The sequence below is a fragment of the Trinickia mobilis genome (assembly GCF_017315705.1).
Taxonomy (GTDB): Bacteria; Pseudomonadota; Gammaproteobacteria; order Burkholderiales; family Burkholderiaceae; genus Trinickia_A; species Trinickia_A mobilis.
The window spans coordinates 1-10872 of record NZ_JAFLRF010000079.1; the positions used below are offsets into that span (position 1 = coordinate 1).

A 10872-nucleotide genomic window follows, 5' to 3' on the forward strand; every position below is an offset into this window, starting at 1 on the left:
CGCGGTTGTCGGCGAGTGCGTCGGCGTCGACACGGAACAGCGGCTGCGGCAGCGCGAGCTTGTACTTCAGCGTCTCATTGCCGCGCAGGCGCGACCCGACGACGACGAGCGCATCGCAAGTCCGATAGAAACTCTCGACAGCCGGATGCACGTTGAACGCGCCGAGCGTGGCCGGATGATCCTCGGGCAGCACGCCGCGCCCCTGCACGCTCGTCACGACGCCGAAACCGAGCGCCACGAGCCGCTCGACCGCAGCGCGCGCACGGCGCGTGCCGCCGCCGAGCCACAAGAGCGGCCGCTTCTTGCTCGCGAGCGCATCGGCGAGCTGCGCGACGCGCGCGCTGTCGTGCGTGAGCGGGCTCACGTGCGGCGCGGCCAGGTCCGCGGGCCAATCGACGAGCGCAGCCTGGATGTCGATCGGAATCTCGACGCTGACCGGGCCGCTCGGCGCGGTCAGCGCAACGCGCACGGCTTCGCGGATCGTCGGAAACGCGGTCTCGATCGAGCGCACGCGGTATGCGGCCTTCGAAATCGATCGCAGCATCGAGAGCTGATCGGGCGCTTCGTAGATGCACGCGAAACCGCGATCGAGATAGTCGGTCTCGATCTGCCCGGTGATGTGCAGGAGCGCCGTGCCGGCCGTCAACGCTTCGACCATCGCGCCCGCCGCGTTGCCCGCCGCCGTGCCTGTGCTCGTGAACGCGACACCCAGGCCGCCCGACACGCGCGCGAGCCCATCGGCCATATTGACCGCGCCCGCTTCGCCGCGCGCGCCGACGTAGCGGATCTTGCCGCGCCGTCCTATCGCATCGAGGATCGGCATGTTGTGAATCGAAATCACGCCGAACGTTATGCGCACGCCGCATTGTTCAAGGAAAGCGGCGACCAGCTCGCCTACGGTGGTTTTCTCAGACATGTCGTGCAACGCCTCCAGAAACATCGATATGACTGCCCGTCGTGTACGACGACAACGGCGAAGCCAGATAAAAAAGCGCTTGGGCGGCTTCTTCGGGGCGTTCGAGGCCCGGCACCATGTAGGCCGTTTCGGCCTTGTCGTCCGCTTCGCGGGCGGTGCCTACGCCGGCCGCGCCGAGCGTGCCGGGAGTCATGCTGTTGCTCCGGGGTTCTTCGCGTTTGCGGCGCTCGCGCGGCAAAACGCATCGATGAGGGCCGTGTAGGCGTCGGGCGCCTCGACGTAGCCCGCGTGCCCCGCGCACGGCACGACGTTGAGGCTCGTGCGAGCGGCGCGTGCGATGCGTTCGCACGCGGCGGGCGGCGTGATCGTGTCGTCGGCGCCGACGGCTACGGCAACGCGGCCGTTGACGTCGGCGACACGAGCGATATCCGCCGCGAGGTCCGCGTTGGCGAGCAGATGCGTCGCTTGCGCGTAGCCCTCGGGCACGATGCGCGCCATGTTCCAGCGCACCCAGGCGCGTGCCGCGTCGCCTGCATGCGCGGACAGCATGTTCGCGCTGCGCTTTTCGGCGAGGCCGGCGGGACCGAGTTCGGCGAGCATCGCGAGCCGCGAGTCCCGGCGAGTCTCGCGCTCGCCGGCCGTTGCCGCTCCGTAGCCGCCAGCAGGCGACAGCAGCAGCAACCCGGCGACGCGCGACGGATGAAGAGCCGCAAACGCGCCCGCCATAATCGCGCCGAGCGAATGGCCGACGAGGACGCAATGCTCGACGTTCATCGCATCGAGCCAGTCGGCGAGCGCTTGCGCGTAGTCCACGGCGACGGGCGACGCCGGCGCGACGCGCGAGGATTCGCCGTAGCCCGGCGCATCCCACGCGAGCACGCGCCGCCTCGCGCCGAGCGCTTCGAGTTGCTGAACCCACGACGCGGCGCCGGACCCGATGCCATGCAGCAAGACGAGCGGCAGCGCATCGCGCGCGTGCCCGGCGCCGCTTTCACGGTAGCCGATCACACGCTGCGGCGTTGTCAAGCGTCGAGCGGGAAAGCACGCAAGCCGCGCTTCGAGCGAAGCGCAAGCGGCGCTGGTCACGAGGGTGTCTGGAAAGGTCATCGTCGCCACGCGTGCTCGGTTAGCGCTTGATCTTCGCAAGCGGCGAATCGGGCGGATAGGTCGGCGTAATCGGCTTCGGCGAACCGAGCATCACGCACATCAACGCATCTTCGTCGCCGATGTTGATTTCCGTGCGATAGACGCCCGGCGGCACCGAGATCAGATCGCGCTCGCCGACGAGGGTCTCCCACTTCTCGCCATCCTTCTCGCAGATCACCTTCATCTTTCCGCGGATCACGAAGAAGATCTCCTCGACGTCGATGTGGATGTGGCTCGGGCCGATGTTGCAGGCCGGAATCACCATCGTCGAAAACGTGAAGTTGCCCGCGGGCACGGTGTTCACGTCCTTCGCGACGCCGGTGCCGCCCGTGCCGACATAGCGCGTCTGCGCACGGCGATACTTCGGGTCGACGCCGTGATACCAGCACGCCACGCGGTCGCCGAGATTCCAGCCGAGCGACAAGCGCGCGCCGCGATGCGGGCAACGGTCTTCTAGCGCGTGCACGCGGCCTTCCTGGTCACGCCACACCACGAGCTGCTCGCCAAGCCGCGTGAGACCGATCGGCGCGTTCGCGACCTGCCAGCTCGGCGCGACGGGGTACCAATAGTTGCGAAGACCGAGATCGAGGTAGGCCCGGATCGGATCGGCTGCGCTGCTTGTGTTCGTGGGGGATGTCATCGAAAGACTCCGAATGCATATGCGATTGATGCGGGTGTCTCGTGGCCTAAGGCGCGCGGCTTGTGCGCGCTTTGCCGCGCGTCACTCCGCCAGCGTGCGGAATTCAGCGGCGAGCCGTTCAGCGGTCCAAGGCGCGCCTTCGGGCGAACGAAAGCCGATCCGGCCTGCGTTCCATACAAGGAACGTTAGTTTATGTATGGACATTATAAGAAACGCGCTGGAGGAAAAAAACAAAAATCCGCAGCGCTAGGGGAAAACACCGAGCACGGTCTCGAACTTGGTTGCGCGCGCATCGAATCAGTCCAAGAAATTCGCGCCGGAAGCCCAACGTATAGGGCTCTTCGCGTTTTGTTCCGCCCCTCACAACGGGCCGATCCTCGCAACACATGGTTAGGATGACAAATGATTTAGCAGACGATTGCAGCGGGCGTGATCGGGGCCGGCGTCATGTCGGGGGCATGGGCGCCGGCCTCCCCTACCAGTTCGGCAAGCTGCTTGTGCACGGCCTTTACACGCGCGCGAAGCTGCAGGCGAACGGCTTCTCAGATACGTATCCGAGCTACGATGCCGGCGCGAACTATCAATTCACGCCGTTCAACGCGGCGCCGATGCGGCGGTCTTTACGGCGGGCGTGTCGAGCAACGCGAATCAGGTCATCGTCCTGACCGGGATTCACCACTCGTTCTGATCGTGCGCGGGGATGCCCCGCGCGTGCATCGCGGTGGGATCGTCCGCAGCCGGACGGTAATTGAGGCGCTCCGACAAATCGCAGGCCGCACCGCAAACCGTTTCGATGAGTTGCCGGCGCTCGTGAGCCTCGCCCAGATCCGAGCGAGGCACCGTCACGGTCACGGCGGCGACGATCTTTCCCGATTGTTCGCGCACCGGTGCGGTGACCACCGAAATGCCGCGCTCGAACGAGGCCTCGCTGACCGCGAATCCCGCCGCCGCGCATTCGCGCACGCGCTCATGGAGTTCGTCGACCGTGGCAGGCGTACGCTCGGTGAATGGCTCCAGCCCCTTCTCCGGGTACAGCTCGCGCAGCGCGCCGAGCGTCAGGCCGCCCATCAGCACGTGCCCATGCACCGTTGCATGGGCAGGCAAGCGCGTGCCGACCTGCACCTTCACCGAGCTGAACATCGATTGATGGCTTTGCGCCTTCGCGACGAACACGACGTCGCGCTGATCGCGAATCACGAGATGCGCCGTAAAGCCGGTCGCATCGCGCAACCGCTCGAGAATCGGCGTACCGAAATCGGTCAGCTCGAGCGAGCTCAAGTATTCGAAGCCGAGCCGCAACACCGCGACGCCGAGCCGGAAATGCCGGTCGCCGTTCGCGCGCTCGAGAAAGCCGAGCGCTGCGAGCGTCTGCAAGAGGCGAAAGGTCGTCGTGCGCGGAATGCCGATGCGCTTCGACAGTTCCGGCGCGCCGAGCACTGGCTCGCGCGCGGAGAATTCGGCCAGAATCCGCAGCCCGCGTTCGAGCCCCGGCACCAGATAGGCCGAGTGCGGCGAGCCGGCTTGCGCTTCGTCGCCGTTGCCTTCGTTGGCTTCCATCGGTCCGGAATGTTCAGCGGCCGTCAAGCGCTGCGCGGATGCATGCTCGCGCGGCTTTTTCGGTGCTTTTCTTGCGGGCGCTGCGGTGCTGTCTTTTGCCATGTCGGCCGGGCGTGCGTGGACTGGAGATGAAACCGCATCATAGCGCGAAGGCCGCAGGCCCTTGACCTCGCATCGGTCCGGCGGACAAGGCGCGCGGGCAGCCGCAATCGGCCGCCCGCGCGTTACTTCACGTTACTTCACGGTGAACGTGTAGTGCCCTTGCGTGCGATGCCCGTCGTCGGCAACGGCCACCCAGGCCACCGTATAGACACCCGGCGTCAACACACTGAGCGCGACCGACATGTGCTTCTTGTTCGACGCGTCGACCACGGACTTGCCGTTCACGACCGACTTGCCCGACGCATCCGTCACGGCGATCGAGCTGAATGCGGGTTCAAGCCCATCGTCGAAGTCGATCTCGACATCTTTCTGCGCAGCCGTCACGGTCGCGCCGGCGCCCGGCACTTGCTTGGTCGGATAGGCATGCGCGTGCGCGAGCTGCGCGAGCGTCAACGTCAGCGCGGCGGCGGCGCCGCGCATCGAAAGCGGGATCAGGGAAGTTTTCATGGTCAGAAGAGCGGTTTGCCCAGAGAGTTAGGGAAGATATCGTCGAAGTAGATATGGGCTTGCACCAAGATACCCGTGTGCGTGCCGGTCCTGCTATTGACGGGAATCTGCGCTTCGATGCCGAATTGGCCGTAGCGGTCGAGCCAGATCACGCCGGGGTTGATCGTGCCCGTCGTCTGGCCGGCGCACGCGCCCGCCGTGCAGGTGCTCATCGGGAATTCGACGACCGGGATCAGATTGGCGAACGGCTGCGGCAGGCCGAGATCCTTCACCTGCGTCTGCAGGTACGGAATGCTGTATTGCAGTGTCAAGCCCCAGCCTAACGAGTTCGGTCCCTGGTCCGACGACGCGGTCGTCAGGTTCGGGCCGATCGTGCCGGTAATCGCGAACGGACGCAACAGTCCGAGCGACGCCGGCAAGTCGCCGAAGCCCTTGCCGAAATAGACGGTCGGCGTGAAGGTCGAGAACGAGTTCGCGATCGATTTTGCACCGGTGCCGCCGAGCGCGGCGAGCAGCCCGACCGACGCCATGAATTCGTGCCGCGCATTCGCATAGACGAGGTACTTCGCGCCGACCGTGACGTTGTCCCAGCCTTTCGCAGAGCCGCCGTCCGGCACGTTCTGGCTGACATAGTTGCTCGCGACGCTGAACGCGAGATTCTTCGTGATCAGCTTGTCCCACTCGTACGACACGGTGTTGACGTTGATGTCGTCGCCGTTGCTGTCGGGCGTCTTGATGTGGCCGAACTGCAAGTTGAATTCGTCGCCGACGCCAGGATCGTCGACGGCCATCGTCGCCGGAAAGACGCGGTCGCCGACCACGGCGTGAGCTTGAGCCGCAGGCGAACCCGCAAGGCAAGCCGCCGCGCCGACGGCGGAACAAAACGCCGTGCGCAGACGCGCCGGCCTCCGTTTGCGAAACGTGCGCATGATGTTCCTTTCGAACCATATGAGGCATCGCCGCTCGCTTGCGCGACGATGCCGCAACGCTGCGAGGCGTTGCGAAAATTATCGGTGAACGGTAGGGATTCGAATCAGGAACGGGCGGGCGGCGCGCGCGGCAGCGCAGCCGTGAAAAGAGGCGCGGCGCGGACTTCGACGTGAAGCGCGACGACCGGCGCGCGGGTGGCCGTCAGTGTGGCCGCGAACGTTGCGGGCACGCCCGGCAGCACGGGCACATGGGCAAAGAAACCGCAATACGCGCAGGCCTGCCAGTGCAGCAGCGCGTGCGACTCGGGCGACTGGCCGTCGCCCGCATCGGCCGAAGCCGGTTGCGCCGTGCAATACGCTTCGAGCGCGAGGTCGACGCGATCGCGCGCGGCCAGCGCCTGCGACACCGTCGGCGCGAACGTGCTCATCAGGATTGCGAGCAATCCAAGGAGGCTTCCGATCTTCTGGAAACGGCGGCGGAACATGCTGGCGGCGAGCGCTAAGAGGCAAGGACGGACGGCGATGAGGCGCAGATTATGCCACGCGCCCCGGCCCCCACAAGCGGCGCAGGCAGATGTTGCGGATCAGTCGCGATCGCAACTGCCTGATGCGGGATGCCCTGCTGACCGCCTCGGCAATCCGATCGGCCAGCAGGACTTCACACGCTCACGGCGTCAAGGCGCATAAGGCGCCGCCACCTCGCCTTCGAGCCCATGTTCGAGCGTCGCCCGAATGATCGACAGCCCGCGCGTGAGCGCCGCGATCGAGCGCGCCCCCGTCATGCAGATGCGCACCGCGTGCGGCGCGGCATTGCGGCCGATGACGAAGCTGTCGGCGGTCTTCACGAGCACGCCCTCCTGCCTCAGCGCAGCAGCGAATTCGGCCGCGCGCCATGGCTCGGGCAGCGGCAGCCACAAATGCGAGCTCGTCTGAGCGTGCCGGTACGGGACGCCAGCGAGCACCTCGCGCGCGACCGTCTGCTGCGTTTCGATGTACGCGCGCTGCAAGCCGTCGAGCCGCTCGATCTCGCCGTTGCCGATCCAGCGTGCGGCAATCTCGGCGAGCAGCGGCGCGGTCATCCAGCAATCGCTTCTCAGCACGGCCGCGATCTTCGAGCACCATGCCTGCGGCGCCTGCACGTAGCCCACGCGCAAGCCGGGCGCCACCGATTTCGCGAGCCCGGTGATCAGAAACGACTGCTCGGGCAGCCGCGCCGCGATCGGCGCGGGCGGCGCTTCGAGGAGCATGGCCGGGACGATGTCCTCGATCAGCAGCACGCCGTAGTGATCGAGGATCGACGCGACCGCATCGCGCCGCTCGGCCGACATCGTCGCGGTGGTCGGATTGTGGATCGTCGGCACGCAGAAGATCGCGCGCGGATGCAGCGACTTGCACGCGAGGTCGAGCGCCGCGGGCACGATCCCTTCGTGATCGACCTCGACGCCGACGAGATGCAAACGCAACTGCCGCGCGAGCCCGATGATCCCGGGGTAGCTGACGATCTCGGCGAGCACGGTGTCGCCCGGACGCGTGACCGCGCGCAGCACCGACGCCAGCGCATGCTGCGCGCCCTGCGTGACCAGCACGCGCGCCGGGTTCGCTGCCGCCATGCCGGCGCGCGCGAGGAGCGTCGCGCCCGCTTCGCGATGGCGCATCAGCCCGGCCTCCGGCACGTATTGCAGCAATTCGGAGGCAAGCGCCTCGTCGTCCGCGATATCGCGCAGCGCAGTGACGAGCACCTGCGCTTCGGCAGTCGGCTGCGGCACGTTCTGCCCGAGATCGATCAGCGTGGACGATGCAGGCGCAAAGCCGCGCACGACGGACGGCGCCGCCGCAGCGGGCAGCTCACGCGCGCGCGCCTGCGCGACATAGGTGCCGTCGCCGACGCGCGCATTCGCGAGCCCCTGCCGCTCCAGCTCGGCATAGGCCCGGCTGATCGTGCCGGTGGTCACGCGCAGCTCGCTCGCAAGCGACCGGTGCGGCGGCAGCTTCTCGCCCGCTGGCAGCTGGCCGTTGAGGATGGCCTGCGCAAACGCGCGCGCGATCACCTGATATTTGGGGTCGCTTCCTGTCTCCAGTTTCGGCAGCCACGTGTTCATTGCCATGGGCAGCTCCTTTTGTATTGACGCATTATGCGCGCGCCACCGACCGGAATGAATGCAGTCATTTACTTCGATTGAAGCGATTGAGTTGCGGCGTTTGCACTCATAGGATGCACTCAATACAGATATGGAAGCGTCGCCCGACGACTTCCCGAGCCTTGCATGGGACCGGAGTAAGGAGACAAGCCGAGATGGCAGGCAGCGCCGCAAACCGCATCACCCGGATCGACATCACGCACCATCAGCTCAAACTCGACCCGCCGTTCCCGGCGTCCTGGGATAGCCAGCCGCGCCGCAAGTTTCCCGCCACGATCGTCCGCGTCCACGACGACGCCGGCCATGCCGGCATCGGCTCCGGCGACGCGATGTACGGCTTCGCGGACTACGAACACCTCTTCATCGGCGCCGATCCGCTCGATCTCCCCCGTCACAGCGCCGTGCTGGACAACATCGGTTTCCATGCGGGCCGGCCGTGGCCGCTCGATATCGCGCTCTGGGACCTCGCCGGCAAGATTCGCGGCGAGCCGTGCTGGAAGATGATGGGCGGCCGCGCGAAGCGCGTGCGCGCGTATGCGTCGAGCGGCGTGCACCGGCACCCCGACGACATGGCGAAGATGGCGCGCCATGTCATCGAACGCGGCTTTCCGGCGCTCAAGATCCGCTTCGGCCGCACGTGCCTTTCCGACGATCTCGACACGCTCGCCGCCGTGCGCGGCGCAGTCGGCGACAAGCTCGAATTGATGGTCGACTGCAACCAGGGCTGGCGCATGCCGTGGGACACCAAGGCGCCGTGGACCGTCGACGAAGCGCTCGCCGTCGCCCGCGAACTCGAAAAGCAGAACGTCTACTGGATGGAAGAGCCGCTGCACCGCGGCGACTACGACGGCTACGCGAAGCTGCGGCAGCAAACGCCGGTGCGCATCGCGGGCGGCGAGCTCACGCGCGAGCGCTACGAATTCGACCAACTGCTCGCGCGCGACTGCCTCGACGTCGTGCAGCCGGACGTCGCCTGCACGCTCGGCATGGACGGCCTGCGCAAGCTCGCGCAAGCCGTGGAAGCGCACGGCAAGGTCTTCACGCCGCACACCTGGGGCAACGGCATCGGCCTGGCCGCCAACCTGCATCTGACGGCGGGCGCCGCGTCCGCGCCCTTCATCGAGTTTCCGTACGACCCGCCCGAATGGTCGATCGAGCGCCGCGACTTCATGTTGGAAAAACCTATCGACATCGACCGCGATGGGTGGCTGAATTTGTCGGATGCACCAGGATTGGGCCTGGCGATCGACGAAGCCGCGCTCGACGCCACGCTCGCCAAGCGCAGCACCTACGCCTGAGCAAGGCGCCCCGAATAAACCACCGAAAGGAGACAAGCATGCAGATCAAACAATGGCTTCGCGCGTCGTGTATCGCGCTGGCAGCGGGCGCACTGATGCCGGCCGCGGCGCACGCCGGCACCTGGTGCTCGAGCGGCAAGCCGGTGCGTTTTGCGGGCGTCACGTGGGAAAGCGGCTCGTTCACGACGGAGGTGCTGCGCTTCATCACCGAAAAGGGCTACGGCTGCAAGACCGACACCGTGCCGGGCAACACCGCCGCCACCGAAACCGCGCTCTCGCGCAACGATCTGCAAGTGTGGGCCGAGCAATGGACCGGCCGGTCCGAAATCATCGCGAAGGCCGTCAAGGACGGCAACGTGAAGCTGATCGGCGATACGCTGCCGGGCGGCACGAACGAAGGCTGGTATGTGCCGGAGTATGTCGTGAAGGGCGACCCTGCGCGCAACATCAAGCCGGTCGCGGCGAACCTCAAGTCGGTCACGGACCTGCCTAAATACAAGGACGTCTTCCCCGATGACGAAGAACCGGGCAAGGGCCGCTTCCTGAACTGCCCGTCGGGCTGGGACTGCGAGCGCGTCAACACGCGACTTCTGAAGGTCCTCAAGCTCGACGACAGCTACACCGACTTCCGCCCCGGCACGGGCGCGGCGCTCGACGCGGCAATCACCTCGGCCTACGAGCGCGGCAAGCCGATCGTCTTCTACTATTGGCAACCGGCCGCGCTGATGGCGAAGTACAAGTTCGTCCAGCTGAAGATGCCGCCGTTCGACCAGAAGTGCTGGGAAACGCTGCGCGCGGACAACAGCGCGTCGCAATGCGCGTCGTCGTATCTGGTCTCGCACCTGAAGATCGGCGTGTCGACACCGTTCTATCAAGCCGAGCCCGACCTGATGACGGCCTACTCGAAGGTCAGCTTCCCGATGGACTTCCTCAACAAGACCATCCTCGAGATGACCAGCAAGAAGATCGACGGCCAGACGATGGCGCGCGAGTTCCTGAAGGATCATCCTGAGATGTGGAAGCAGTGGGTGCCGGCCGACGTCGCCCAGAAGGTGCAGGCGGCGCTCGCCAGTTCGTAAGCGGGCATCGAGCGGCCGATGAGCATCGGCGCGGGCCTGCCGTCCATAGCGTGGTTGGCGCGGGCCTGTGTGCTCTGCATGGGACCGGGAGGTAACACCATGAATTCGATCTTTCTTCATCTGTCGATTGCCGACTGGGTGAACGACAAAGTGCAGTCGTTCGTCACGGCGTACGGCGACAGCTTCCACGACTTCAGCACTTCGATCCTGCGCTACGTGCTGGTGCCGATCGAAATGGCACTGCGCGACGTGCCGCCGTGGCTGATCCTGATTGCGGTCGGCCTGCTCGCGTGGAACGCGACGCGGCGCATCGGCGTCGCCGCGTTTTTCGTGCTGCTGCTCTACGTGATCGGCTGCTTCGGCCTGTGGGAAAAGCTGATGCAGACGCTCGCGCTGATGCTGGTGGCGACTGTGCTGTCGGTCGCGCTCGGCGTGCCGATCGGCATTCTCACCTCTCGCAGCGCGTGGCTGCGGCGCGTGTTGTTGCCGATCCTCGACATCATGCAGACGCTGCCGAGCTTCGTGTACCTGATCCCGGTGCTCATGCTGTTCGGGCTCGG

General features: G+C 66.2%; 11 protein-coding genes and 3 pseudogenes. 4 read left to right on the forward strand and 10 right to left on the reverse strand.

Annotated elements, in window-relative coordinates:
* From J3489_RS36425 to J3489_RS36445, 5 genes and pseudogenes are all read right to left on the reverse strand, one after another.
* The coding region (locus J3489_RS36425; protein WP_207005650.1) for a thiamine pyrophosphate-binding protein at nucleotides 1-916 on the reverse strand (916 nt) is incomplete at its 3' end.
* Nucleotides 909-1109: an SDR family oxidoreductase gene (locus J3489_RS38200; RefSeq protein WP_242540591.1), complete on the reverse strand. Its 201-nt coding sequence runs from the start codon at nucleotides 1107-1109 to the stop codon at nucleotides 909-911. The genes J3489_RS38200 and J3489_RS36425, both read right to left, overlap by 8 nt.
* Nucleotides 1106-2023: an alpha/beta fold hydrolase gene (locus J3489_RS36435; protein WP_207005651.1), complete on the reverse strand. Its 918-nt coding sequence runs from the start codon at nucleotides 2021-2023 to the stop codon at nucleotides 1106-1108. The genes J3489_RS38200 and J3489_RS36435 overlap by 4 nt, the downstream gene beginning before the upstream one ends.
* Nucleotides 2024-2042: 19 nt before the next feature.
* A pseudogene (locus tag J3489_RS36440) lies at nucleotides 2043-2432 on the reverse strand (cupin domain-containing protein); the annotation flags it as partial.
* Nucleotides 2430-2702 (reverse strand): annotated as a pseudogene (locus J3489_RS36445) (Rieske 2Fe-2S domain-containing protein); the annotation flags it as partial. The pseudogenes J3489_RS36445 and J3489_RS36440, both read right to left, overlap by 3 nt.
* 449 nt (nucleotides 2703-3151) lie before the next feature.
* Here J3489_RS36445 and J3489_RS36450 point away from each other — a divergent pair.
* Nucleotides 3152-3390, forward strand: a pseudogene (locus J3489_RS36450) (porin); the annotation flags it as partial.
* On the opposite strand, the gene J3489_RS36455 reads toward J3489_RS36450, so the two are convergent.
* The 5 genes from J3489_RS36455 to J3489_RS36475 form a co-directional block, all read right to left on the reverse strand.
* On the reverse strand, nucleotides 3375-4259 hold the full coding sequence (locus tag J3489_RS36455) for an IclR family transcriptional regulator (RefSeq protein WP_242540592.1): 885 nt from the start codon (nucleotides 4257-4259) through the stop codon (nucleotides 3375-3377). The pseudogene J3489_RS36450 and the gene J3489_RS36455 sit on opposite strands and share 16 nt — an antisense overlap.
* 234 nt (nucleotides 4260-4493) lie before the next feature.
* Nucleotides 4494-4868 carry a copper resistance CopC family protein gene (locus J3489_RS36460; protein WP_207005653.1) on the reverse strand — a complete coding sequence of 125 codons (375 nt, stop codon included), beginning with the start codon at nucleotides 4866-4868 and terminating at the stop codon, nucleotides 4494-4496.
* Between the two features lie 2 nt (nucleotides 4869-4870).
* Entirely contained in the window at nucleotides 4871-5797 is a 927-nt protein-coding gene (locus J3489_RS36465) for a hypothetical protein (RefSeq protein ID WP_242540593.1), read from the reverse strand.
* Between the two features lie 104 nt (nucleotides 5798-5901).
* Nucleotides 5902-6282 (reverse strand): DUF2946 domain-containing protein, encoded by a 381-nt coding sequence (locus J3489_RS36470; RefSeq protein ID WP_207005654.1) that lies wholly within the window; start codon nucleotides 6280-6282, stop codon nucleotides 5902-5904.
* A 189-nt stretch (nucleotides 6283-6471) separates the two neighbouring features.
* On the reverse strand, nucleotides 6472-7902 hold the full coding sequence (locus J3489_RS36475; RefSeq protein ID WP_207005655.1) for an aminotransferase-like domain-containing protein: 1431 nt from the start codon (nucleotides 7900-7902) through the stop codon (nucleotides 6472-6474).
* A gap of 188 nt (nucleotides 7903-8090) precedes the next feature.
* Here J3489_RS36475 and J3489_RS36480 point away from each other — a divergent pair, with 188 nt between their 5' ends.
* The 3 genes from J3489_RS36480 to J3489_RS36490 form a co-directional block, all read left to right on the forward strand.
* Nucleotides 8091-9233, forward strand: a complete 1143-nt coding sequence (locus tag J3489_RS36480; RefSeq protein WP_207005656.1) for a mandelate racemase/muconate lactonizing enzyme family protein — start codon at nucleotides 8091-8093, stop codon at nucleotides 9231-9233.
* Between the two features lie 38 nt (nucleotides 9234-9271).
* Complete coding sequence (locus J3489_RS36485; protein WP_207005657.1) at nucleotides 9272-10312, forward strand: ABC transporter substrate-binding protein; 1041 nt, start codon at nucleotides 9272-9274, stop codon at nucleotides 10310-10312.
* Nucleotides 10313-10411: 99 nt separating this feature from the next.
* Nucleotides 10412-10872: ABC transporter permease family protein (locus J3489_RS36490; protein ID WP_508617106.1), on the forward strand; the 461-nt coding region annotated here is incomplete at its 3' end.

Excerpts from the sequence above, each read along its gene's own strand:
- J3489_RS38200 (WP_242540591.1), bottom strand. The coding sequence starts at position 1,109 with ATGACTCCCGGCACGCTCGGCGCGGCCGGCGTAGGCACCGCCCGCGAA.
- J3489_RS36435 (WP_207005651.1), bottom strand. The coding sequence starts at position 2,023 with ATGACCTTTCCAGACACCCTCGTGACCAGCGCCGCTTGCGCTTCGCTC.
- J3489_RS36455 (WP_242540592.1), bottom strand. The coding sequence starts at position 4,259 with ATGGAAGCCAACGAAGGCAACGGCGACGAAGCGCAAGCCGGCTCGCCG.
- J3489_RS36460 (WP_207005653.1), bottom strand. The coding sequence starts at position 4,868 with ATGAAAACTTCCCTGATCCCGCTTTCGATGCGCGGCGCCGCCGCCGCG.
- J3489_RS36465 (WP_242540593.1), bottom strand. The coding sequence starts at position 5,797 with ATGCGCACGTTTCGCAAACGGAGGCCGGCGCGTCTGCGCACGGCGTTT.
- J3489_RS36470 (WP_207005654.1), bottom strand. The coding sequence starts at position 6,282 with ATGTTCCGCCGCCGTTTCCAGAAGATCGGAAGCCTCCTTGGATTGCTC.
- J3489_RS36475 (WP_207005655.1), bottom strand. The coding sequence starts at position 7,902 with ATGGCAATGAACACGTGGCTGCCGAAACTGGAGACAGGAAGCGACCCC.
- J3489_RS36480 (WP_207005656.1), top strand. The coding sequence starts at position 8,091 with ATGGCAGGCAGCGCCGCAAACCGCATCACCCGGATCGACATCACGCAC.
- J3489_RS36485 (WP_207005657.1), top strand. The coding sequence starts at position 9,272 with ATGCAGATCAAACAATGGCTTCGCGCGTCGTGTATCGCGCTGGCAGCG.